Source organism: Nonomuraea sp. NPDC049480, from assembly GCF_044465905.1.
GTDB lineage: Bacteria > Actinomycetota > Actinomycetes > Streptosporangiales > Streptosporangiaceae > Nonomuraea.
Genome location: NZ_JBITMD010000007.1, coordinates 353,310 through 377,180 on the forward strand (window position 1 = coordinate 353,310; position 23,871 = coordinate 377,180).

Below are 23,871 nucleotides of genomic sequence, written 5' to 3' on the forward strand. Positions count from 1 at the left end.
GTCAAGTGTGCTGCATGTGTGCAGGAGGACCTTGACACCATGAACGAGCAGTCCTCCGCCGCCTGCGTAAGTGTCATCGTTCCCGCGATGAACGAGGCCGATAACCTCCCCCATGTCTTCGCCACACTGCCCGACTGGATCGACGAGGTGATCCTCGTCGACGGCAACTCGGCCGACGACACCGTCGCCGTCGCGCGGAGACTGCGTCCCGACCTGCGGGTCGTCGTACAGACCAGACGAGGCAAGGGCAACGCGCTCATCGAGGGCTTCCAGGCCGCCACGGGCGACATCATCGTGATGATCGACGCCGACGGCTCCACCGACGGCCGCGAGATCCGGGCCTTCGTCGACACGCTGCTCGCCGGCGCCGACTTCGCCAAGGGCTCCAGGTACACGCCCGGCGGCGGCTCCGACGACCTCAGCCCGTGGCGCTCACTCGGCAACAAGGTCCTCACCGGGCTGACCAACGTACTTTTTGGAACGCGCTACACCGACCTCTGCTACGGCTACAACGCCTTCTGGGCGCGCCACCTGGAGGCCCTGGACCTCGATTGCGACGGTTTCGAGATCGAGACGCTGATGAACATCCGCGCCGCTCAGGCCGGCCTCCTCATCAGCGAGGTCCCCAGTCACGAGCGCTGCCGCATCCACGGCACGAGCAACCTCAACGCCGTGCGCGACGGCTGGCGCGTGCTCAAGACGATCGTGCGCGAGCGTGCGCACGGGCCCGCCACGACGCCGCAGACTCAGGTGGCGCTCGCCAAATAGGGGATGACATCCTCGGACAATGCGCTACATAGTGATCGGAGCAGGGGCAGTCGGCGGAACGATCGGCGCCCGCCTCCACCAAGGCGGGCACGACGTCCTCCTCATCGCGAGAGGCGCGCACTACGAGACGCTGAAGAGTGACGGCCTCCGCCTGATCACCCCGGAGGCGGTCGAAACCCTCGACATCCCCGCCGCCGACGGCCCCGTGCCTCCGCGTGACGACGACGTGCTGATCCTGGCCACCAAGTCCCAGGACACGATCGCCGCCCTGGCCGGCTGGCCGGACAGTCTGCCCGTGGTGTGCGCCCAGAACGGCGTCGACAACGAGCGCATGGTCCTGCGGCGGTTCCCGCGCGTCTACGGCGTGTGCGTGTGGCTGCCCGCCCTGCATCTGGAGCCCGGCGTGGTGGCCGCGTACGGGCACCCGTACTCCGGGATGCTGCACGTCGGACGTTATCCCCAGGGTGTGGACGACCTGGCCGCGCAGATCGTCACCGACCTCGGCAAGCGCGGGCTGGTGGCACGCGCCGACCCCGACGTGATGCGCTGGAAGCACGGCAAGCTGATCGGCAACCTGGGCAACGCCGTCGAAGCCCTGGTCGGTCACCCGGACGGCATGGCGACGGTGGTGGAGCGGGCCAGGGCCGAGGCCAGGGCCGTGCTGGACCGGGCCGGCATCGCGTACAACACCCCTGAGGAAGAAGCGCGCGTACGCGGCCACCAGGTGGACGCCCGCCCCGTCGAGGGCGTCGCCCGCGGCGGCGGCTCGTCGTGGCAGAGCCTGGCCAGGGCCAGCGGCTCCATCGAGGCCGACTACCTCAACGGCGAGATCGTCCTGCTCGGCCGCCTGCACGGCGTGCCCACCCCCGTCAACGAGGTGCTGCGGCGCGAGGCGAACAGGCACGCCCGCGAGCAGCTCCCGCCCGCCTCGATGCCGCTGGAGACGCTGCTCGCGCTCATCGACGAGCGTTGCGCAGCCGAATCCCGCTGATCTCCAGCGTGCTCTCGATCACCACACCGGAACGGCCACCGATCATCACGCATACCCCGACGTCACTTGGGCAGTTGAAGCGCCGCTGGGATGGATCCGCAGCAAAACGAGGACACCCGTCACAGCACGCCGAGCCTGGCTCGGCCCAATAAACACCGACAAGGGGTGAGTTGGATGATTCTCTTGGGATTGCTCCTGGTCCTGCTCGCCGTCGGCGCCGTAGCCCTGGTCCTCACCGAGGAAACCAGCAGGTACATCCTCTTCGGATACACCTTCGAGCTCAACCACCTGGAGATGTTCCTCGCCGGGGCCGCCACCGCGGTCGTCCTGGTGCTGGGCCTCTGGATGCTGGGCTCGGGTTCGCGCCGGACGGCCAGGCAGCGCCGCAGACTGCGTAGCGCCAGGGCGGAGGCCTCCAGCCGGGCGGCCAGGCTGGAGGACGAGAAGCGCGATCTGGAACGGCAACTGGAGCGCGAGCGCACCTCCACCTCCGCCTCCACCTCCACCTCCGGCGACCGCCTCGTGGCCCGCGGCCCCGACAATCCGTGATCAGGCCGTCTGGCGCGAGGGCATGAGCTTGCCCTCGCGCCAGAGCGCGAATCCCGTGATCAGCGCTCCGAGCCCCTCCCAGAGCCCGACGCCGAAGAACTTCGCCGGCGCCGCCCCCGTCACCACCAGCGTGGTGAAGACCGCGAACGTGACCATCCGGAACGGCACGGTCCAGCGGAAGAACGGCGTGTAGTCCGCCGCCGCCGCGAACATGTAGTACACGCCCATGTTCACCGCCGCCATGGACGAGGCGGCCATGTAGACCAGCGTGTAGTCCCCGGCGGGCCGTACGTCGAGCACCTCGAAACCCAGCATGACCAGCAACGTAACGGGCGAGATCAACCCGAGCAGGCCGAGCGCGAAGGCGAGGAATCCGAAGACCGCGATGGTCCAGCCGGAAAGGGAACGCGGAAGACGCACAGAAATCCTTCCAAAGAGGGGTGTAATCTGCGAGGCGATCTCATCATGCACCCGGAGGTCGCATGCCCCCCAAGCGTGGCCGCCCCATCGCTGTGAAGCTGCTCGTCCTGCTGCTCGTCCCGCTGCTGTCCCTCGTCGGGCTGTGGGCGTTCGCGGCAGGCCTGACGGGCGGCGACGGCGTGCGCCTGCTCGCGATCAATGATGTGGCCTCCAACCTGGCCATCCCGTCCGAGCAGGTCAACATCAAGCTGCAGCAGGAGCGGCTGACCTCCGCCGAGCTCCTGGCCAGCGGCCAGGGCGCGGACGCGCTCGCCAAGCAGCGCGGCGAGACCGACCGGTCCGTGGCCACGTTCCGCACCCTGGTCAAGTCGGTGCGTGATCTGTCGCCCGAGATGACCGCGCAGCTCACCGCGCTGAACGCCAAGCTCGACCAGCTCACGGAGATCCGGCGCGACGTGGACGGCAGGACCGCCGCGCCACTCGACGTCATCGACGCCTACAGCCAGATCGTGGACGCGTCCTTCCGCATGTACGACGCCATGGTCCTGGTGCCCGACATGGCGCTCTACCAGCAGGCCAAGGCCGTGACCATGCTGGGCGAGGCCAAGGACGTGCTGTCCAGGGAGCGGGCGTTGATCGCCGTGGTGCTGGGGAAGGGCCGGGTGGAGCCGAGGGAACGGGAGGCGTTCACGGGGATGGTCGCCACCCGGCGGCTGCTGTACTCGCAGGCGCTCTCGCACCTGGACGGCGACCTGCGCGGGCCGTACGAGCAACTGGCCTCCTCGCTCGTCCACAAGGAGTTCCTGCGCGCCGAGGACGCCATCAAGGGGCAGGCGGCCACGAACGGGCTGCCCGCGACGGCGGCCACCTGGACCATCGACGGCGAGAACCTGTGGCTGGCGGTCGAGCGTAACCAGGCCGCGGCCGTCACCGGCATCACGGAGCGGATCATCCCGGTGGCCGCCGGCATGCTCATCAAGATCGGCGTGGCGGGCGGCGTGGGCCTCGTCGCGGTCGTCGCCTCGATCATCCTGTCGCTCCGCTTCCGCAAGCGCCTGGTGCGCGAGCTGGCCGGGCTCCGCGACGTCGCCACCGAGCTGGCCGAGGTACGGCTGCCCAGACTGGTCAAGCGGCTGCGTACGGACACCTCCAGCCCCACGCCTGCCGAGGTCGCGCCGCTGGAGGTCAGGACGCACAGCGCCGAGGTGGACGACATCATCCAGGCGTTCAACCAGGTGCAGTCCACGGCCGTCGAGGCCGCGGTGGATCAGGCCAGGTTGCGGAACGGCGTCAGCCAGGTCTTCGTCAACCTGGCCAGGCGCAACCAGTCGCTGCTGCACCGGCAGCTGCTCCAGCTCGACAGCATGGAGCGGGCCGCCGAGGAGCCCGACATGTTGTCCGACCTGTTCAAGCTCGACCACCTCACGACCCGCATGCGACGGCACGCCGAGAGCCTGATCATCCTGTCCGGCCACACCCCGGGGCGCGGCTGGCGCAACCCGGTGCCGGTCCTCGACGTGCTGCGTGCCGCCGTGGCCGAGGTGGAGGAGTACGAGCGGGTGGACGTGCTCCAGACGCCGCCGCTCGCGGTGCACGGGTCGGCGGTCACGGACGTGGCCCACCTGATGGCCGAGCTGATCGAGAACGCCACCCTTTTCTCCCCGCCCCAGACCAAGGTGGACGTGCGGACCTCGACCACGCCGCACGGTCTGATGGCCGAGGTCGAGGACCGGGGGCTCGGCCTGCCGCGCGTGGAGCTGGACGAGCTGAACGACCGGCTGGCGAAGGTGCCGGAGTTCGACCTGGCGCAGAGCGACCGGCTCGGCCTCTTCGTGGTCAGCAGGCTGGCGGCCAGGCACGGCATCAAGGTCACCCTGACGCCCTCGCCGTACGGCGGCCTGACCGCGATGGCGGCCCTGCCGTCCTCGCTACTGGCCGACCAGCCGGTCCTCAGCCGGCGGTAGGTACGCCATCCCGCCGGATTCCCTGGCGGCCCTGGCGGCCAGCAGTCGCTGATAGGCGTGGCCCGCCAGCAGCCGCCCGGCCTCCTCGACGGTGAAGAACCCGTAGTCGTCCAGCTCCTCCGTCTGCAGCGTGATGAGCGTGCCGGAGGCCACCTCCCCGCAGTCGAACATGAAGTTGACCAGCGGATAGGGCACGTTCGGCACCCCTTCGACCCAGGCCACCGTGAGCAGCCTGCCGACCTCCACCACGAGCCCGACCTCCTCGGCCACCTCCCTGGCGCACGCCTGCGCGGGATGCTCCCCCGCGTCGATGATGCCGCCGGGGAAGGACCAGTGCTCGCGGTAGTTGGGATCGACGAGCAGGACCCGCCCCCGCTCGTCCGTGATGTACGCCGCCGCCCCTGTGATCACCCGGTTGACCGTGGCCCAGAAATCGCTCACTCAGGCAACTATGGCAGAACCCGCGGCGACGCCTGCTTCTTCACCTTGGTCACGACGCGAGTCTCATGAGAAGACCTTGCTCAAAGACGCAGGAACGGCTCGCTGAAGTGAGCGGTGGCGAGAATCGCCCGCTCGGCCTTGAGCCCGCCGAGCACCTCGGCGCGGGTGCGGGCGGCCGCCTCCTGGTCGTCGTCGTAGAGGTAGCGCACGCCCGGGTCGTCGAGCTGGACGGGATGGAGGACGAGGTCGCCGGTCATGGCCACGTCGCCGGCTCGGACGATCTGGTGGCCCGGCGTGTGCCCGGCCGCGAGGTGCACGTGGATGCCGGGCGCGATCTCGGCCTGGCCCTCGACGACCTGCAGCTGCCCCTTGATCGGGGCGATGAGCCGGTCGAGCGACGGGCCCTGGGCGGCGTCCAGCTCGGCCTGCTGGAGCACGTGACGCGCGTTCTCGAACGCCGGCCTGCCGTCGTCGGTCACCACGCCACTGGCATGGTCGCTGTGCAGGTGGGTGAGGACGACGGTGTCGATCTCGGCGGGCGTGACGCCCGCCGCGGCCAGTTCGCCGGCCAGCGTGCCGGGAACCGGCGCCCAGCTGGACGCCGGGGAGTCGGCGCCGCCGATGCCGGTGTCGACCAGCGTGAGCCGGCCCGCCGCGGTACGCAGCAGATAGCAGTGGAAGTGCAGGACCCACGGCTCGTCCTGGAGCCCCGAACCGGGGAACATCTCGGCGAGCGGGCGGCGGATCGCCGCCCCCATCGGGCCCACGGCGTCGCAGAGCGGTGTCACCTCGACGCCGGACACGGTTATCGGTTGATGCGGCACACGCCTCAGACTAGGCGGCGACCGGCTCGCGCGGGACGTACTCGTTCTCGAGGTCGGCGGCGTAGACAGCGCGGCAGCAGTTCGCGCACCGGTACATGATCGGGCCCTCGTCGAGCTCGTGGTGACACCGCGGGCAGTTGACGGTCTTCATGGTGCTCTCCCCCAAGGAGTTTCTCTTGGTCCTATGGAACCCCCACCGAGTTGCAGGGATCCTGCAGGTGGCTTGATGACACGATGCCGCGGCCGCGGTGGGGTTTCTGTGCCCTCTGAAACACCGGCTGCGGTAATTTTCCTCGCAGCGCGGCGTTAAGAAGAACATTGTCACGCGCCGTGTCGCGAGATCGTGAGGGAAGACCCGAGAACCGCCCGGGAATAGCCCAAGAGGGCTAGGCGTTTCATGGGTCGGAACGTGTGGTATGTTCCCACCAGCGTTGAGCTACAGCTCCGCTGATCTTCATCTCAGCCCCGCCCCGACCTTTGATCGAGGCCCGGCTTCCTTCATCACCCGCCGACCTTCCTGGGACGGCGCATACCCCCAGAGGGACCCATCATGTCTGTGCACACCATTCCCGAACAGCGCTCCGACGTGCCCATCCGGCAGGTGAGCGGCCTCCTGGACGTACGCGACAAATCCGCGTTCATCCGGGCCGCGCACCTTCCCGGACCGGGCGACGTCCGGTTGCCACCCGACAAGATCAAGCAGTTCGACCTGCGGCCCGGCGACCACGTCGTCGCCTCGTTCGCCGGGAACAAGCTCGCCCGCGTCGAGTCCGTCAACGGCTCCACGCGGTGGCGCGAGCGGCCCAGCTTCGCCGACCTGACGCCCGTCCATCCGACCGAACGGCTCACCCTTGAGACCGAGTCGCTCAGCACGCGCGTCATCGACTTGTTCGCCCCCATCGGCAAGGGCCAGCGCGGCCTCATCGTCGCCCCGCCCAAGGCCGGCAAGACCATGATCCTCCAGGCGCTGGCCGCCGCGATCTCCCGCAACCACCCCGAGGTACACCTCATGGTCGTGCTGGTGGGCGAGCGGCCCGAGGAGGTCACCGAGATTCGCGCCACCATCGACGGCGAGGTCTTCTCCTCCACCTTCGACCACCCCGACCGCGACCACGCCGCCATCGCGGAGCTGGCCATCGAACGCGCCAAGCGCCTCGTCGAGGGCGGACGCGACGTGGTCGTGCTGCTGGACTCGCTGACGCGGCTGGGTCGCGCGTACAACAACCTGGCGCCCGGCGGCGACCGCATCCTCACCGGCGGCATCGCCGTCAGCGCTCTCTACCCGCCCAAGCGCTTCTTCGGCGCCGCCCGCAACGTCGAGGGCGGCGGCTCCCTCACCATCCTCGCCACCGCGCTGGTGGACACGGGGTCGCGGATGGACAACAACCTGTACGAGGAGTTCAAGGGGACGGGGAACATGGAGCTGCACCTCGTCCGCGAGCTGGCCGAGCGGCGGCTGTTCCCGGCCGTGGACCTGGACACCTCGGGGACGCGGCGGGAGGAGATCCTGCTGCATGCCGAGGAGAAGCAGGTGGTCTGGCGGCTGCGGCGGATGCTGACCGCGATGGAGAAGCAGCAAGGACTCGAGCTCCTGGTCGGCAAGCTCCGCTCCACCCCTTCCAACGCCGCCTTCCTCCTCGAGGCGAGGACCTGACCTTCTGCCGCCACCCACCGGCCCTTCGGGCCCGTCTCTCAGCACGGGCGAAAGGGCGTGAAACGGTCAGCGACAGGGGTGCCGGCACCGGTGTGGCCGTGGACCAGAATGGGCCGCATGCTGGCTGACATCGTCGAATACCTCATATGCCCGGTCTGCCGCGCCGACCTGCGCCTGGGCGAAGGCGCGCTGCGGTGCGCCGGCGGGCACGCCTTCGACGTCGCCCGACAGGGGTACGTCAGCCTGCTCGTCGGCAACAGACCCCCGGGTACGGCCGACAGCGCGGCGATGGTGGCCGCCAGGGCCGAATTTCTCGACGCCGGACACTATGCCCCGCTCGCCGACGCCGTGGCCGAGACCGTACGAAAGCACGCCGAAAGCCAGGCCGTTCCACTAGAACGCGAGTCCTCTACAGAAACGAATGACGGCGGGGAGTTGAGGGCGTACCGTGGGGCGGGAATGGAGGCCGGTTACGGCGTGGGACCAGCAGGCGGTCCTGTGTCTGGCCGGGACGACGTCGAAGGTCGCCGCACGGCGGGCAGGACCGCGCCGGTGATCGTCGACGCAGGCGCGGGAACCGGGCACTACCTGGCGACCGTGCTCAATGCCGTGAGCGATGGCATCGGGATGGCGTTCGATGTGTCGAAACACGCTGTACGCCGGGCGGCGCGGGTGCATCCGAGGGCGGGAGCATTCGTGGCCGACGTCTGGCGGCCGCTTCCCATCAAGGATGGGGTGGCCGACGTGGTGATCGACGTTTTCGCGCCCAGGAACGGGCCCGAATTCAGGAGGATCCTGCGGCCGGACGGCGTCGTGGTGGTCGTCACGCCGGCGCGGAAACACCTGAGCCCGCTGGTCGAGGAGCTGGGACTGCTCTCCGTCGACGAGGAGAAGGACCGCAGGGTCGCGCGGAGCATGGAGGGCTTCGCGGAGACCGGGCGGCGCTCGATCGAGTTCGACATGGAGCTGGGCCCCGGCGACATCGCGCAGGTGGTCGGGATGGGCCCGAGTGCGTGGCACACCGACCCGGCCGACCTCGATGAGCGGATCGCGCGATATATCTCCCGAAATGTCGCCACAAGTGAGGCGAAAAGTCGAGAGAAAGTCGTGACGCACGCGGCCTTTCAACTGTCTATCTTCGAGCCCGCAGTCCGATCAAGACCTGTTCCTTGACGGACATGTGTGACTGGTGTTACTGATGGGGCATTTAGTCCGAAATTCCCCCACATTCCCTAAGTATTTCTCCGGCACAGGCGCAATACTGGACGGCATCCCGAGCCGGGAGGCGCGGGGCATCAACGGGAGGGGGCGCGGCGGATGAAGGCGGAGGAACGCTGGCAGGCCAGGTTCCGGGCCTCGCGCATGACGCTGCCCTCCTGGGCGCGTCAGGCCCCGAACCGCTCCATCTACCGCTCCAACGCCACCGGAAAGTGGGAGGTCTACGCCTGGGACCGCGTGACGGGCGCCATCCGGCAGGTCACCGACCGTCCCAAGGGCACGGCGTTCGCCGCCATCGACCCGACCGGCCAGTGGATCTACTGGTTCGCCGACACGGACGGCGACGAGTTCGGCGTGTGGTGGCGCCAGCCGTTCACCGGCGGCACCGACGAGCCGGTCGCCGAGGGCCTGCCGCCGGGCCAGCCCGGCGGCATCGCGCTGTCCACGACAGGCCTCGCGGCGATCAGCCTGGCCAGCGAGGGCACGTTCCGGATCCACCTCGTACGCGCGGGCGAGCCGCAGCGGCTCCTCTACAGGCACACCGAGGCCGCGTGGGTGGCCGACATGTCGCTCGACGGCTCCCTCATCGCGATCAACCACGGTGAGTACGGCGACTTCCGCCACCCCGCGCTCCGCGTCGTCCGCGCCAACGGCGACACGGTCAGCGAGCTGTACGACGGGCCGGGCAAGGGCGTGGTCGGGCTCCGCTTCGCCCCGGTTGTGGGCGACCGCCGCCTGCTCGCCCTGCACGAGCGCCGCCAGCGCCACGAGCCCCTGGTCTGGGACCCGGTGACCGGCGAGCAACGCGAGATCTGGCTGAAGGACGCCGGCGACCTGGACGCCGAGTGGTACGACGACGCCCGCGGCCTGCTGATCCGGCGCGACGACCGGGCCCGCAGCCATCTGCACCGCTACGACCTCGCCGGCGGCGGCCTGACCCTCATCGACACGCCGCACGGCGTGATCGACGAGGCGGCGCCCCGGCCCGGCGGCCACGTCGAGTACTCCTGGTCCAGCGCCTCCCACCCGCCGGTCATCCGCTCAAGCGGCGGCCAGGTCGTGGTCAACCCCGGTGGCCCGGCCGCCCCGCCGAGCGTGCCCGCGGAGGACGTCGACGTCGAGGGCGAGGGTGGCCGCATCCACGCGCTGATCTCCAAGCCGGAGACCGGCACCACGCCCTTCCCCACCGTCTTCCTGCTGCACCACGGGCCGACGGCCCACGACCGGGACGCCTTCTCACCCGAGGTCGCGGCCTGGGTGGACGCGGGTTTCGCGGTGGTACGGGTCAACTACCGCGGTTCGACCGGCTACGGCTCGGCCTGGCGCGACGCGCTGCACGGCGACGTGGGGCACATCGAGCTGGCCGACGTGGCGGCCGTACGCACCTGCGTGGTCGAGCGCGGCATCGCCGACCCGGACCGGCTGGTGCTGGCCGGCTCGGCGTGGGGCGGCTATCTCACGCTGCTCGGCCTCGGCACCCAGCCCGACCTGTGGGCGGCCGGCATCGCGGCGGTCCCGATCGCCTGCCACCAGACGTCGTACGAGGACGAGGCCGAGAGCCTGCGCGCCTACCACCGCGCGTTGTTCGGCGGCTCACCCGACGAGCAGCCCGAGCGGTACGCCGCCAGTTCGCCGATCACGTACGTCGACCAGGTGAAGAGCCCGCTGCTGATCCTCGCCGGGGAGAACGACACGCGCTGCCCGCTGCGGCAGGTCGAGAAGTACGTGGCCAAGCTCGCCGAACACGGGCGGGAGCACGAGGTGTACATGTACGACGCCACCCGCGGGTCGCAGGTGGTGTCCGAGCGGATCGCGCAGATCGCGCTGCAGCTGGAATTCGCCAGGAAGCACGTGGATTCATGCTGACTTCTGACACTCTGTAAAGAGTTGGCTGACTCGGGGGCTTGATTGTCGGCGCCTCCCGCTGTCACCATCGCGCGAACCGGCCGTCACGGGGAGGCGTCATCGATCACCACAACGTACACCCGCCGGCGGCCGACCGGCCGTCAGCGGGCGCGCAGGACCACGATGGCCAGGTCGTCGGCGCTCGGCTCGGAGGCGAACTCGGCCGCGCCCCTTCGGATGCGCTCGGCCACCGCCCTGGCCGACAGCCCGGCGCATTCGGCCAGCAGCTTGGCCAGGCCGCCGTCGTCGTCGAGCAGGCGCCCGCCGGAGCGCCGCTCGGTCACCCCGTCCGTGACGGCCAGCAGCACGTCGCCGTGCTCGAGGTGGACGGTGTCGGCTTCGAACACGACCTCGTGGAAGACCCCGAGCAGCGACTGCGGCGTGGTCACGGCCTCGACCTTGCCGTTCGGCTTGAGCCGCAGCGCCTCCGGGTGGCCGGCCGACACCAGGCGGATCTCCAGGCCGCTGTCCACGGGCGTGATGTCCCCGTGCAGCAGCGTGAGGAACCTGGCCCGCTCCCCTTCCTCCAGGATCGCCTGGTTGAGCCGGCCGAGGACGGCCGCCACGCCGTATCCCTCGCGTGCCAGCAGCCGCAGCGTGTGCCGGGCGAGGCCGGTCACGGCCGCGGCCTCCGGGCCGGTGCCGCAGACGTCGCCGATCGCGAACCGCCACGAGTCGTCGCCGGCCTTGAACAGGTCGTAGAAGTCGCCGCCGACCTCGTTGGCCTCGCCGGCGGGCTCGTAGATGACGCCGTAGTCGAGGCCGGGGACCTCGGGCTCGTTGGGCGGCAGCAGGCTGCGCTGCAACGCGCGGTTGGCGGCCGCCTGCTGGGCATACAGCCTGGCGTTGTCCATGGCCAGCGCGGCACGCCTGCCGATGTCGTCGGCGAACTGGATGACATCGTCGGGGAAGCGGTCGGGCCGGCCCAGGCACATCATGCCGAGGCCGCGGCCGCGCGCCGTGAGCGGCACGGCGAGGATCTGCGAATCCGCCATATGCACGGTGGAGGTGACCCTGGTGCCGGCGGCCGAGATGTCCATGTCCGCGAGCTGCTCGCGCAGCCCGTCGATCCGCGCCTCGTCCGCGTGCCAGAGGTAGGACAGCCGGAGGGGGCCCGCGGCGCCGTCGGAGGTGTAGACCGCGCACCAGCTCGCCAGCCTCGGCACCACGACCTGGGCGACGAGCGCCGGCACCATGTCGGGGTCTAGAGTGCCGGCGAGCAGGTCACTCGCGTCAGCCAGGAACCCCAGCCAATGTGGTCCTCGGGCGCTCTCTTCCAGCCATTCGGCCGCCACCCTGTCCACGGAGCCAGGTAGCGTGAGCCTAGCCCAGTGGACACGGGAATCGCCCGCAAAGGTGACTCCCCACTCTTCGACGTTCGCGGAAGGAGCCTTTGGATCACTCGGGGAGACGCTTCGTTGCCGGAACTCGACCTGTACAGCATCCCCAAAATGCTTCCAAATCACCTCAAACGGCTCGTCGGCGACCTGCTCGGCCAAATCTCCCGCGACCTGCTCGGCGGTATGGAGCACGCCACCGGTGGCCCACGCGGTCATCACTTCGCGCGTGAACCTCATCGCAGACGTCACAGCGGTCTCGCCGGGCGCGAACGTCGCGGCGAGCAGCGCATGGGGAGAAGCAGTCATCCCACCGTGACTACCACACTTCTCGCTGACTTGGGGTAAATCCAAGGACAGGACTACGAGCTACTCATCGTGACAGACTTGAATCACTCGCCGAGGCCCGCAGCGAGTGAAGGAGGCCCCATGACCACGGCCAAAGCCGCGCCAAGCCCAGAAGAGAGGACGTACACCGAATCGGATCTCGTACCCATCCTGGAGACCCTCTTCGCTTGGCGTGACGGCGACTTCCGGCGTCGAGTGCCTCACGCGCCCCCGGGCATCATGAGCGAGGTCCGGCTGCTGCTCAACGAGGTGGCCGACCGGCGCGAGCATCTCGCCAACGAGCTGGTACGCGTCCGCAAGGAAGTGGTCAAGGAAGGCCGGTTCGGCGAGCGTCTGACGCCCGGACCCGGCGTCGGCGCGTGGGCCGAGAGCGTCGAGTCGGTCAACCAGCTGATCGACGCCCTGGTGAGCCCGGTGAGCGGCGCGGCCGACGTGATCGACGCGGTCGCCAAGGGAGATCTGTCGCGGCGCATCGACCTCGACCGGTCTGCCCGCGGCGAGGTGCGCCGCCTGGGCAAGGCCATCAACGGCATGGTCGACCAGCTCGCGCTGTTCAACTCCGAGGTCACCAGGGTGGCCCGCGAGGCCGGCACCGAGGGCAGGCTGGGCGGCAGCGCCAACCTGCGCGGCATGTCGGGGAGCTGGCGGGACCTGACCGAGGCCGTCAACACGATGTCCTCGCGCGTGGCCGCGCAGGTGCGCGACATCGCGGTCGTGACCACGGCGGTGGCCAAGGGCGACCTGAGCCGCAAGGTGACGGTCGACGCCGTGGGCGAGATGTTCGAGCTGAAGAACACCGTCAACACGATGGTGGACCAGCTCTCCGGCTTCGCCGAGGAGGTCACCCGAGTCGCCCGCGAGGTCGGCACCGAGGGACAGCTCGGCGGCCAGGCGCAGGTCACCGGCGTGTCCGGGGTCTGGAAGGACCTCACCGACAACGTCAACTTCATGGCCAACAACCTCACCTCGCAGGTGCGCAGCATCGCGACGGTGGCGACGGCGGTGGCCCAGGGCAACCTGTCGAAGAAGATCACCGTTGACGCGCAGGGTGAGATCCTCCAGCTCAAGGACACCCTCAACACGATGGTGGACCAGCTGTCCTCCTTCGCCGACGAGGTCACCCGAGTCGCCCGCGAGGTCGGCACCGAGGGCAAACTGGGCGGCCGCGCCGAGGTGAAGGGCGTGTCGGGCGTCTGGAAGGACCTCACCGACAACGTCAACTCCATGGCCAACAACCTCACCTACCAGGTGCGTAACATCGCCCAGGTGACCACGGCCGTGGCCAACGGCGACCTCACCCGCAAGATCGACGTGGACGCCCAGGGCGAGATCCTGGAGCTCAAGTCGACCATGAACACGATGGTCGAGCAGCTGTCGTCGTTCGCCTCGGAGGTGACCCGAGTCGCCCGCGAGGTGGGCACCGAGGGCCAGCTCGGCGGCCAGGCGCAGGTGCGCGGCGTGTCCGGGGTCTGGAAGGACCTGACGGACAACGTCAACTCGATGGCCAACAACCTCACCTCGCAGGTGCGGCAGATCGCGGCCGTCTCGTCCGCGGTGGCGCAGGGCAACCTGTCGAAGAAGATCACCGTCGATGCCCAGGGCGAGATGTTGCAGCTCAAGGACACCCTCAACACGATGGTGGACCAGCTGTCGTCCTTCGCCGACGAGGTCACCCGCGTGGCCCGCGAGGTGGGCACCGAGGGCAAACTGGGCGGCCAGGCACGGGTGCAGGGCGTGTCGGGTGTGTGGAAGGACCTCACCGACAACGTCAACTTCATGGCCAACAACCTCACCTACCAGGTGCGTAACATCGCCGAGGTCACCACGGCGGTCGCCAACGGCGACCTCATGCGCAAGATCGACGTGGACGCCCAGGGTGAGATCCTCGCGCTGAAGACCACCATCAACCGGATGGTGGACCAGCTGTCGTCGTTCGCCTCCGAGGTCACCCGAGTCGCCCGCGAGGTGGGCTCGGAGGGCCAGCTCGGCGGCCAGGCGCGGGTCGAGGGCGTCGAGGGCACCTGGAAGCGGCTCACCGAGAGCGTCAACGAGCTGGCCGGCAACCTCACCACCCAGGTGCGCGCCATCGCCACCGTGACCAGCGCCGTGGCGCGCGGCGACCTGACGCGCTCGATCGCCGTCGAGGCGCAGGGCGAGCTGGCGGAGCTGAAGGACAACATCAACTCGATGGTGGCCAACCTCCGCGAGACCACCCAGGCCAACCAGGAGCAGGACTGGCTCAAGTCCAACCTGGCCCGCATCTCCAGGCTCATGCAGGGCCACCGCGACCTGTTCGAGGTGGCCAAGCTGACGATGAGCGAGCTGACGCCGCTGGTGTCGGCCCGCTACGGCGCCTTCTACGGCATCGACCCCGAGGGCGACCACGAGCTGGTGCTGATCGGCGGCTACGGCGTACGCCCCGGCCGCGGGCCGCGCCAGCGCTTCGCCATCGGCCAGGGCATCGTCGGCCAGGCGGCGGCCGAGGGCCGGCACATCGTGCTCGACGACGTGCCGCCGCAGTTCATCACCATCGAGAGCGGGCTCAGCCAGTCCACGCCCGCGCAGATCGTGGTGCTGCCGATCCTGTTCGAGAACCGCGTGCTGGGCGTGCTGGAGCTGGCCTCGTTCACACCGTTCGGCGACGTGCACCTGGACTTCCTGCGGCAGCTCGTCGAGACCATCGGCGTCACGATGAACACGATCATCGCCAACTCCCGCACCGAGGACCTGCTGACCGAGTCCCAGCGGCTCACCAGGGAGCTCCAGGAGCGCTCTGACGAGCTGCAGCGCCAGCAGGAGGAGCTGCGCAGGTCCAACGCCGAGCTGGAGGACAAGGCGGCGCTGCTGGCCAAGCAGAACCGCGCGATCGAGATCCAGAACTTCCAGATCGAGCAGGCCCGGCGCACCCTGGAGGAGCGCGCCGAGCAGCTGGCCGTCTCCTCGCGCTACAAGTCCGAGTTCCTCGCGAACATGTCGCACGAGCTCCGCACACCGCTCAACAGCCTGCTGGTGCTGGCCAAGCTGCTCACCGAGAACGCGGAGGGCAACCTGACCTCGCAGCAGGTCGAGTTCGCCCGGACGATCCACAGCGCGGGGTCGGCGCTCCTCCAGCTGATCAACGACATGCTCGACCTGTCGAAGGTCGAGGCGGGCCGGATGGACATCCACCCGATCCAGGTGTCGCTGCCGAAGATGGTCGACCTGCTGGAGGCGGCGTTCACGCCGCTGGCGCAGGACAAGGGCCTGGCGTTCAGTGTGGAGGTCGACTCCGCCGTGCCGAACGAGCTGCGCGCCGACGAGCAGCGCCTGCAGCAGGTGCTGCGCAACCTGCTCTCCAACGCGGTGAAGTTCACGCCGCGGGGCGAGGTCAAGCTGCGTGTCTCGATAGCGCCGCCGGGGGTCGACTTCGACGACGACACCCTGCACGACGCTCGTGATCTGCTGGCCTTCCAGGTGATCGACACCGGCATCGGGATCGCGCCGGACAAGCGGGACGTCATCTTCGAGGCGTTCCGGCAGGCCGATGGCACCACGAGCAGGAAATACGGCGGCACCGGCCTGGGCCTGGCGATCTGCAGGGACATCGCCAGGCTGCTGGGCGGCGAGATCCACGTGGACAGCGAGCTGGGCAAGGGCAGCACGTTCACGCTCTACCTGCCGGCGTCGTACACCGGGCCGCTGGCCGCCACCGATGGCGGCGTGGCACGCCGGCAGCTGATGACGCCGCCGATGGACGAGTCGGCCACCGCCACGGTGCCCGAGCCGCCGCTGCCGCTGGACCTGCCGATGCCCGAGCTGGTCGAGCCGCCGATCGAGACGCCCACCCAGTGGCAGGGCGACGACCCGCTCAACGGCACGAAGATCCTCATCGTGGACGACGACATCCGCAACGTTTTCGCGCTGACCAGCGTGCTGGAGCGCCACGGCTCCACAGTCGTCTACGCTGAGAACGGCAGAGAGGGGATCGAGCAGCTCGAACGCAATGAGGACGTCGCTCTCGTACTGATGGACATCATGATGCCGGAGATGGACGGCTGGGCCACGACCTCGGCCATCCGGCGCATGCCGCAGTTCGCCGACCTGCCGATCATCGCGCTGACCGCCAAGGTCATGCGGGGCGATCGGGAGAAGAGCATCGCCTCGGGCGCGTCCGACTACGTCCCCAAGCCGGTCGATGTGGACCGGCTGCTCGAACGCCTCCGCGGCTGGCTCAGCCGCGGCCGGGGCGCCACGTCCGACACATCAGCCGAAGGGTCGTGATTGATGGCGGATCGTGCGAAGATCCTGCTGGTCGATGACCGGGAGGAGAACCTCATCGCTCTTGAGGCCATCCTCAGCTCGCTCGACCTGGTGCCGGTGCGCGCCCGGTCGGGCGAAGAGGCGCTCAAGGCGCTGCTCAACACCGAGTTCGCGCTCATCCTGCTCGACGTGCGGATGCCGGGCATGGACGGGTTCGAGACGGCCGCGCACATCAAACGGCGGGAGCGGACCAGGAACATCCCGATCATCTTCCTGACCGTCGTGGACAGTGCGCCGGACTACGCCTTCCGCGGGTACGCGGCGGGCGCGGTGGACTATCTGACCAAACCGTTCGATCCGTGGGTGCTGCGGGCGAAGGTGTCGGTGTTCAGCGAGCTGTACAACATGAACAAACGCCTGGCCGAGCAGGCGTCCATGCTGCGCGAGCGGCTCACCGGCGAGCTGCCGCCCGGGACCGGCGATCACGCCTCCGTGCTGCCGGAGTTGTCCCGGCGGCTGACCGCGGTGGAGGACGAGCTGGCCCGGATGCGGGAAATGGTCCGCAAGTCCCAGGACCCTGCGCTGGCCTCCCCGCTGTCGGACCTCACGGACCGGGTGACGCATTTGCGCGCCGGCTTCGACGCTCTGTCCTGACCGCCCCCGCCACTGCCCGGCCGGGCGCCTCCTCAGGGCGCCCCAACGGGCAGGGGTGCTGAGGCACGCCGGCCGGCGTGGAACGACGCGGACACGCGACGAGCGGCGTGATCGGGGCGAAGGAATGCCGCCGGCGAGGCGGAAGGGTGCGGCCGGAAAGAGGCGTCGGCCGAGAAGCGCGCGGGGGGAGCACGGGCCCGGGAAGCGGGCGGAGGTTCTGAGCGGGGGGTGTGACGCGGGAAGGGTCAGTGGCGAGCGCGTTCGAGGGCGTCCCAGAAGCCGCGCCGTAGCGCGTGACGGACCTCGTCGTGCAGCAGGAAGTCGATCGGCAAGGACGAGCCCTGCAGCAGGCGAGCCTCCAGATCGGACGGCATGCGCGGTTTGCGCGCCAGCACGGCCTCCAGCCACAACGCCGGCGCGTCCCGGGCGACCGAATCGCCGAAGTCGTGCCCTTCCCGGTGGGCGGCCTTGACGGCGTCGGACAGCGTGGTGGCGCCCGCCGTCGCGGCGGACGGCGGCGCGACGGGCGCGGGCTGCGGCCCGGTGTACGGCCCGAGCTGCGCAGGCTGGTACGTCCCCCCACTGGCCGGCGAGGCGAACTGACCGGTGCTGGGCGACTGCGACGGGGCCTGGTGTTGCGCCTGGGGCTGGGGCTGGGCCGGGATGGGCCCCGTCGCCGGAGCCGAGCGCTGCGGCGTGGACGGCGGCTGCTCGTCCTGGTAGCCGCCGTACGCGGGCAGCGAGGGCGGCGTGGACGACGACGAACGCCCGCGCCCCGACGACACCGGCCCGTTCGACGACGGCTGGCTGTTGGAGGAGGACGAGCCGGCGGCGTGGCTGCCGGTGGACGGGGGCAGCGACGACTGGGGCAGGGAGGGCGGCAGCGAGTGCGCGGACTGTCCGTTGCTGAGCTGCTGCTGGTGGTGGTGCCCGTTGGACGACTCGGTGACGCCGGTCACCAGGGAGACGTACTGCCGCAGGTGGACGCCGCCCAGCTCGACCAGGTCGTCGCACTCCTGCCGCAGCGACCGCGAGACGGCCCAGCCGCCTTCGGCCGCGATGTGGATGACGCTCACCCTGACGCCGAGGTCCTGCGCGTCGCACACGACCTGCGCCAGGTCCTCGTCCCCGCTCACGATCACCGCGTCGCAGATGGCGTTGTTGCGGGCGAGAGTCATCAGGTCGCGGTGGACCTGGGCGTCGACGCCTTCGCGTCGGCCCGGCCGGATGCGCGACAGCCTGAGCTTGAGGCCCGGGATGTCGGCCAGCGCGTCGTGCTCCGGCGTGCGGCGGCCCTCGACCGTCGCTTCGTACCAGTAGCACCGCAGCAGCGGCAGGCCGGTGCGCTCGCGCGACAGGCTGGTCATCAGCTGGAGCAGCCCGGGGTAGTCCCAGGCAACCGCTTCACGATGGCGCGTGCCGTGCACGGCCATCGCTCCGTCGGCCAGCAGATAGCCAGCGTCTACGAACAGCGCACAGCGATCCACTGACACCGCCCCTTTCCTGGTGGTCCGACCTTGCTGGCTCTGCACCGTCAGAGACCGGACTAGGCGGCCCTCTCTCAGGGTAATGAAAGCAAGTGATCGCGCGAGGGTTAATCCCCGACGATTCGACTGCCACCCGCTGAGGCGCCAAACCTTTCAGGCAGACCGTACCAGTTTGTCCCGTTCACGGTCACGATCGCGCACGTACGCTCAACGCGGCCACTCCGAACAGGACGACGTCCTTGTCCGTGGCGATCGTCAGCCCGGGGTCCACTCCGAGTTCCGCGCCGACCGTATCGACGTCCACGCCGAACGTCATCTCCGCCACGCCGCCGGCTGAGCCGTCGAAGACGTTCGCGAGATCGCGTTCGCCGCCCGCTGGGGTGAGCGCGCCGGAGCCGAGCGAGACCTTGTCGCCTGCCAGGTCGGCGTCCCCTTCCCACGTCACCATCTCCAGCCTGGCGGGGGCGGCCTCGGGGGTCAGCCCTGCGAGCGGGATGCGTACGCGCCGGGCCGAGCCGCCGATCACGGTGGCCGTGTCGATCACGACGGCCTGGCTGTACGGCTCCGCGGGGTCGGTGACGATCAGCACCAGGCTCCATCCGGCGTGCCGCGCCACCCCCTCGCGCAGCGGCCCGTCGGCCGCCCACCACGTGCCGCTCCTGCGTACGCCCGCGGCCAATCTGCTGACGTCGGCGAACGCCTGGTAGACGGGTCCCGCGGGCAGGTCGCGGACGGCCACGTGGGAAGGTCGCACCGGCACGTACGCCCGCCGCCCCGGCGGCCGCAGCTTGATCGACCCGGCGCGATCGCCGCTCGCCGACCAGTAGAGCCCGGCCCACACCACCTGGCTGCCCTTGGGCACGGACAGGTGGGCCGCGCTGGAGGCGGTGGTGTCCGGCACGTCGTCACGGTCGAGCGCGGTCATCGGCCACAGGTCGTTGTCGCGCTGGTCGCCCTGCCGCAGCTGGGCCTGCGTGCAGCCCGTCCGCGTCTCGGGGCAGGTCAGCAGCGAGTTGCCGATCGCCCTGACGGTCACCTTGCCGTCGGTGGCGAACCTGGCCGGCGTGCCCTTCGCACGCACGCCCTCCTGGGCCCGCGCGTTGACCCGCACAGAGCCCGCCTCGACGCGTACGGCGGGCCCCACCCCCTCGGGCGCCTTCTCGGCCACCAGCACCCGCAGGAACACCGCCGTGCCCTGCCCGGCGTGGAGCGGCCCTCTGACACAGCGGGCGCCCCCGCGGGCCGGGCGGCAGGACCATCCGTCCACCGTGCCCACGGGCCCGTGGAGGGCGGCGGCCTGGTGGAGCCTGGCCGGCGGAATCAGCGTCACGCCCACCGGCAGGTCGACGAACACGGCCAGGTTCCCGGTGGCCACCTCCCCGTAGTTGCGCAGCCGGATGCCGATGATGCCCGGCCGGCCGCGGACGAGCGCGCCGAGGGGATCGACCGTCGCGCGCAGCCGGGGCTTGACCGGTTTCCGCTCGGTCTTGACCGGGGGCACGACCCGCGCCGGCGCCTCCCTCGGCTCGGGCCGCGCCGGCCGCACGGTCGCGGACGGCTGGGCGATCAGCGTGGGCGCGGGCTTCTTGACCGGTTCCTCCTCCAAGCCCAGCACGAGCGCGGCCGCGGCGACCGCCGCGGCCATGCCGCCCGCCATCGCGGCCTGCTGGGGCTTGCCCGCCTGCCGGAACCACTCGAACGCCCGCAGGACCGCGCCGCCGCCGACGAGCCCCGGCTTGGCCAGACCGGCCGCGTAGCCGCCGAAGATCGGCCCGGCGATCAGCGGCCCGACCATGACCCGCAGGCCGCGGTTGACGTCGCTCAGCTCCAGCAGGACCCCGTGGCACTCCTCGCAGCCGTTCACGTGGTCGTCGACGGCCTTGGTGTCGCGCCGGGCCAGCCCGCCTCTGACGTATGCGCCCATCTTGCCGAGCGCGGGACGGCACTCATGCTGCGGCCGGGTGCCCAGGTGCATCTGCAGGTACGCCTGCCGCAACCCCTCCCGCGCCCGGTACGCCAGCGCCGCCACTCCGTTGGCCGACAGCCCCAGCAGCGGCGCCACCTCGGCCGGCTTGCTCCGCTCCACCTCGGTGTGCCAGAGCACCGCCCGCCACCGCTCGGGCAGCGACAGGTAGGCCCTGGCGATCAGCGACTTCTCCAGCCCGACGAGCGCGGGGTCGACGAAGGGCACCCCCGGGTCGTAGTCCTCGATCTCGCCCGTGGTCAGCTGCCGGCTCTCGATCCTGGAACGGTCGTAGACCGTGCGCCGCACCACGGTCAGCAGGTAGGTGCGGAAGCCGGACTCGGGACCCCCGCCCCGTCCCACCAGGTCGAGGATCTTCGTGAACGCCTCGGCGACCACGTCCTCGACCTCCGTGCCCCTGACGAGCTGCCGGGCCAGCGCACGGGCCGCGACGACATGGCGCTCGTAGAGCTGCCCGTAGGCGGCGGCGTTGCCCGCCTTGGCGGCCTGCAGCAGATCCGCATCGCTTTGCGGCAATTCGACACTCATAGTGACCTCACGATTACGCAGGGTTGCCCCGCGCAATCATTCCGCATTCCCCGTCATGACTAAACCGCGACGCCGTCTTTACCGACATGGAGGACGACACGCCGTCGCGGTGGAGGGACAGAAGCATGGCGGAGGGCTGGTCTCTGGCCGATTACTGGTGGACGCCCGAGGTGGAAAGCACGATCAGGGCCGTGTACGGAAGCGGCGACCTCGCGGACGCCTGCCGGGCTCTGGGCGAGGCGCGAGCGTCCGCCGGAGTGGGCATCGCGGAGGGCATGAACGACCTGGCGGCGCTCTTCGCCGTGTCGGGTCTGGGCGAGCCGCCGTTCGACGCACTGCGCGCGTTCGCGGCCGGGTGGGCGGAGGAGAGCCTCACCCCTCTGAGCGAGCTGGCCTGCGAGGATCCGCTGACAGGGCTGGTCACGGTGGCGTACCTGCGTACCCGGCTGGCGCAGCTCTACCGGGGGTCGGCCGCGGGCATGTGCCTGGTGGTGGCGGAGCCGTACGGGAAGACGGAGGAGCTGGCCGAACGGCTGGCCGTGGTGCTCAACCTGGCGACGGCGCTGCGCAAGGCCTTCCCGGGGGACGAGACGCTCGCGCTGCTCACGCCCGTGCGGGTGGGGGCGGTCACGCGGGAGGACGACCGGCTGGCGGACAAGGTGGCGCGGCTGCGCGACGCCGAGATCCTCTACGGCCGCCGCCCCCGGGTGTGGGTGCGGCCGTTGCCCAGAGCGTACGGGCAGGCCCTCGCCCTGATCAGGAGCCTAAGCTTGGACGCATGACAGATCGCGACAACCTGCTGGCCGAGATCAAGAAGAAGGCCATCGTCCACGGCAAGGTCACCCTCTCCTCGGGCATGGAGGCGGACTTCTATCTCGACCTGCGACGGATCACGCTCGACGGCGTGGCCGCCCCCCTCGTCGGCAAGGTGATGCTCGACCTGACCGAGGATCTCGACTACGACGCGGTGGGCGGCCTCACGCTGGGGGCCGATCCCATAGCGGCCGCGATGCTGCACGCGGCGGCGGCGCGCGGGCGCGTGCTGGACGCGTTCGTGGTGCGCAAGGCGATGAAGGAGCACGGCCTGCAGCGCAGGATCGAGGGGCCCGAGGTGAAGGGGCGGCGGGTGCTCGCGCTCGAGGACACCTCGACGACCGGCGCCTCGGTGCTGACCGCCGTGGAGGCGCTGCGGGAGGCCGGGGCCGAGGTCGTGGCGGTGGCCACGATCGTGGACCGGGGCGCTAAGGAGCGGATCACCGGCGAGGGGCTCGACTACCGCACCGCCTTCACGCCGCAGGAGCTGGGGCTCTAGCCGGGGGCCCGCACGGTGAACGCCTGCTTCGCGCCCTGCTCGCCCTGCTCCCGGGGCTTGCCGTTCTCGGTGACGCGGACCGTGCCCGCGTCGCTGAGGACCACGTCCAGCTCGGGCTCGAAGTAGTTGACCTCCTCGCCCTTGCTCATCTCGCGGTGCTGGAGCACGTCGCCGCCCGGCACCCGTACCGTGACGGTGGGGCAGGTCTCGGCCAGGCACTCGATGCGCACGGTCGGCGGCTGGGCACTGGCGTCGTCGGTGGCCGCGGTGGTGTCGGCGGTGGCCAGGGCGGAGGCGCGCTCGCGATCGGCCTGAGACGGCGTGTTCAGCGTGCCGATCAGTGCGCGACCGCCGATGACCAGGAGCGTCACCACAGCCCCCGCCGCCAGTACGGCGAGCGCCAGGCGGGCGAGGCCCATCGGATCTGACCTGTGGCGTCCCACAAGTGGGAGCGTACCGGTGGTATGGCGCTCTTACCGGTAGTCAGGGCCGATCGGCCACGCGGTGATGCTTGCCGCTGGGCGCGGGGAGCTTCTTGGACTCCCGGCGCTTCTTGACGACCTCGACGAAGATCGGAATCAGCGAGATCAGGACGATGAGGAAGACGCCCGGCAGGATGTACTTGTCGATCTGCTTGGGGTCGACCTGCCCGCCGAGAAAATGGCCGAGCAGGAGCAGGCTCTCGGTCCAGACGACGCCGCCGACGATGTTCCACATGAAGAACCGCTTGGGCGACATCTCCAGCACGCCCGCGACGGGATTCATGAACGTGCGGACGATCGGCACGAACCTGGCCAGAATGACCGCCTTGGCCGGGCCGAACTTCTCGAAGAACTCCTCGGCCCTGAGCACATGCTCCCGCTTGAACAACCGCGAATCCGGCTTGTCGAAAAGCCTCCGGCCGAATCGCGCACCCAGGAAATGCCCGAGCTGGGCGCCCGCGATCGCGCACAGCGGGGTGCCGAGCAGCAGGACGGGGAGGGAGAGCGGCTCGATGCCCATTCCCGCGGCCACCGAGGCAGAGCTGAAAATCCCCGCGGCCACCAGCAGTGAGTCACCGGGCAAGAAGAACCCGAGCAGCAGACCCGTTTCGGCGAAGATGATGGCCAGGACGCCGACCGTGGCGAAGGCGCCAAGAATCGTGAGCCACCACGTCGGGTCGAGGAGATTCAAAAGCCAGTCCACGCGGAGAGCCTACCCGGACCGGGGATGCACGACGTGACCATCGCCCACGAGTTCTCTCTACCA

At 70.0% G+C, this 23,871-nt stretch carries 21 protein-coding genes; 12 read left to right on the forward strand and 9 right to left on the reverse strand.

The genetic code is table 11. The annotated features are described in order from the left end of the window. Window positions 1–39: 39 nt before the first annotated feature. The 3 genes from ACIBX3_RS22845 to ACIBX3_RS22855 all read left to right on the forward strand — a co-directional run bounded on the left by ACIBX3_RS22845 (window position 40) and on the right by ACIBX3_RS22855 (window position 2,308). On the forward strand, window positions 40–768 hold the full coding sequence (locus ACIBX3_RS22845) for a glycosyltransferase family 2 protein (RefSeq protein WP_397120004.1): 729 nt from the start codon (window positions 40–42) through the stop codon (window positions 766–768). Window positions 769–787: 19 nt separating this feature from the next. Beyond that, on the forward strand, window positions 788–1,759 hold the full coding sequence (locus ACIBX3_RS22850; RefSeq protein ID WP_397120006.1) for a ketopantoate reductase family protein: 972 nt from the start codon (window positions 788–790) through the stop codon (window positions 1,757–1,759). 174 nt (window positions 1,760–1,933) lie between these two features. Beyond that, on the forward strand, window positions 1,934–2,308 hold the full coding sequence (locus ACIBX3_RS22855; RefSeq protein WP_397120008.1) for a hypothetical protein: 375 nt from the start codon (window positions 1,934–1,936) through the stop codon (window positions 2,306–2,308). On the opposite strand, the gene ACIBX3_RS22860 is transcribed toward ACIBX3_RS22855, so the two are convergent. Next, window positions 2,309–2,728, reverse strand: a complete 420-nt coding sequence (locus tag ACIBX3_RS22860) for a hypothetical protein (protein ID WP_397120010.1) — start codon at window positions 2,726–2,728, stop codon at window positions 2,309–2,311. Between the two features lie 62 nt (window positions 2,729–2,790). Here ACIBX3_RS22860 and ACIBX3_RS22865 point away from each other — a divergent pair, with 62 nt between their 5' ends. Next, entirely contained in the window at window positions 2,791–4,692 is a 1,902-nt protein-coding gene (locus tag ACIBX3_RS22865; RefSeq protein ID WP_397120012.1) for a nitrate- and nitrite sensing domain-containing protein, read from the forward strand. Here ACIBX3_RS22865 and ACIBX3_RS22870 read toward each other — a convergent pair. The 3 genes from ACIBX3_RS22870 to ACIBX3_RS22880 form a co-directional block, all read right to left on the reverse strand. Next, window positions 4,657–5,133: an NUDIX domain-containing protein gene (locus ACIBX3_RS22870; RefSeq protein ID WP_397120014.1), complete on the reverse strand. Its 477-nt coding sequence runs from the start codon at window positions 5,131–5,133 to the stop codon at window positions 4,657–4,659. The two genes, ACIBX3_RS22865 and ACIBX3_RS22870, sit on opposite strands and share 36 nt — an antisense overlap. Window positions 5,134–5,213: 80 nt before the next feature. Further along, entirely contained in the window at window positions 5,214–5,957 is a 744-nt protein-coding gene (locus tag ACIBX3_RS22875) for an MBL fold metallo-hydrolase (RefSeq protein WP_397120016.1), read from the reverse strand. 10 nt (window positions 5,958–5,967) lie between these two features. Further along, entirely contained in the window at window positions 5,968–6,108 is a 141-nt protein-coding gene (locus ACIBX3_RS22880; RefSeq protein WP_397120018.1) for a hypothetical protein, read from the reverse strand. Between the two features lie 399 nt (window positions 6,109–6,507). Between ACIBX3_RS22880 and rho the strand changes: the two genes are divergently transcribed. The 3 genes from rho (at window position 6,508) to ACIBX3_RS22895 (ending at window position 10,695) form a co-directional block, all read left to right on the forward strand. After that, window positions 6,508–7,611, forward strand: a complete 1,104-nt coding sequence (gene rho, locus ACIBX3_RS22885; protein WP_397120020.1) for a transcription termination factor Rho — start codon at window positions 6,508–6,510, stop codon at window positions 7,609–7,611. Between the two features lie 117 nt (window positions 7,612–7,728). Then, a complete protein-coding gene (locus ACIBX3_RS22890; protein WP_397120022.1) occupies window positions 7,729–8,784 on the forward strand; it encodes a putative RNA methyltransferase in 1,056 nt (351 codons plus the stop codon). A gap of 144 nt (window positions 8,785–8,928) precedes the next feature. Further along, on the forward strand, window positions 8,929–10,695 hold the full coding sequence (locus tag ACIBX3_RS22895) for a S9 family peptidase (protein ID WP_397120024.1): 1,767 nt from the start codon (window positions 8,929–8,931) through the stop codon (window positions 10,693–10,695). A 140-nt stretch (window positions 10,696–10,835) separates the two neighbouring features. Here ACIBX3_RS22895 and ACIBX3_RS22900 read toward each other — a convergent pair whose 3' ends face one another. Further along, entirely contained in the window at window positions 10,836–12,038 is a 1,203-nt protein-coding gene (locus ACIBX3_RS22900; protein ID WP_397120025.1) for a PP2C family protein-serine/threonine phosphatase, read from the reverse strand. Between the two features lie 114 nt (window positions 12,039–12,152). Between ACIBX3_RS22900 and ACIBX3_RS22905 the strand changes: the two genes are divergently transcribed. The 3 genes from ACIBX3_RS22905 (at window position 12,153) to ACIBX3_RS22915 (ending at window position 17,312) form a co-directional block, all read left to right on the forward strand. After that, on the forward strand, window positions 12,153–12,419 hold the full coding sequence (locus tag ACIBX3_RS22905) for a hypothetical protein (protein WP_397120027.1): 267 nt from the start codon (window positions 12,153–12,155) through the stop codon (window positions 12,417–12,419). Between the two features lie 81 nt (window positions 12,420–12,500). Then, window positions 12,501–16,679, forward strand: coding sequence for a HAMP domain-containing protein (locus ACIBX3_RS22910; protein ID WP_397120029.1), 4,179 nt, complete (start codon window positions 12,501–12,503; stop codon window positions 16,677–16,679). 3 nt (window positions 16,680–16,682) lie between these two features. Then, a complete protein-coding gene (locus ACIBX3_RS22915) occupies window positions 16,683–17,312 on the forward strand; it encodes a two-component system response regulator (RefSeq protein ID WP_397120030.1) in 630 nt (209 codons plus the stop codon). Between the two features lie 245 nt (window positions 17,313–17,557). Here ACIBX3_RS22915 and ACIBX3_RS22920 read toward each other — a convergent pair whose 3' ends face one another. Both ACIBX3_RS22920 and ACIBX3_RS22925 read right to left on the reverse strand, forming a co-directional pair. Further along, window positions 17,558–18,805, reverse strand: a complete 1,248-nt coding sequence (locus ACIBX3_RS22920; RefSeq protein WP_397120032.1) for an NYN domain-containing protein — start codon at window positions 18,803–18,805, stop codon at window positions 17,558–17,560. A gap of 181 nt (window positions 18,806–18,986) precedes the next feature. Next, window positions 18,987–21,311: a sigma-70 family RNA polymerase sigma factor gene (locus ACIBX3_RS22925; RefSeq protein WP_397120033.1), complete on the reverse strand. Its 2,325-nt coding sequence runs from the start codon at window positions 21,309–21,311 to the stop codon at window positions 18,987–18,989. Between the two features lie 125 nt (window positions 21,312–21,436). Here ACIBX3_RS22925 and ACIBX3_RS22930 point away from each other — a divergent pair, with 125 nt between their 5' ends. Both ACIBX3_RS22930 and pyrE read left to right on the forward strand, forming a co-directional pair. Further along, window positions 21,437–22,093, forward strand: a complete 657-nt coding sequence (locus ACIBX3_RS22930) for a hypothetical protein (protein ID WP_397120035.1) — start codon at window positions 21,437–21,439, stop codon at window positions 22,091–22,093. Then, window positions 22,090–22,623, forward strand: a complete 534-nt coding sequence (gene pyrE, locus ACIBX3_RS22935) for an orotate phosphoribosyltransferase (protein WP_397120037.1) — start codon at window positions 22,090–22,092, stop codon at window positions 22,621–22,623. Before ACIBX3_RS22930 ends, pyrE begins: the two co-directional genes overlap by 4 nt. Here pyrE and ACIBX3_RS22940 read toward each other — a convergent pair. Together ACIBX3_RS22940 and ACIBX3_RS22945 are read right to left on the reverse strand one after the other, a co-directional pair. Continuing rightward, window positions 22,620–23,042, reverse strand: coding sequence for a hypothetical protein (locus ACIBX3_RS22940; protein WP_397120039.1), 423 nt, complete (start codon window positions 23,040–23,042; stop codon window positions 22,620–22,622). The genes pyrE and ACIBX3_RS22940 overlap by 4 nt on opposite strands. A 64-nt stretch (window positions 23,043–23,106) precedes the next feature. Then, window positions 23,107–23,808, reverse strand: a complete 702-nt coding sequence (locus tag ACIBX3_RS22945) for a DedA family protein (protein WP_397120041.1) — start codon at window positions 23,806–23,808, stop codon at window positions 23,107–23,109. Window positions 23,809–23,871 lie beyond the last annotated feature (63 nt).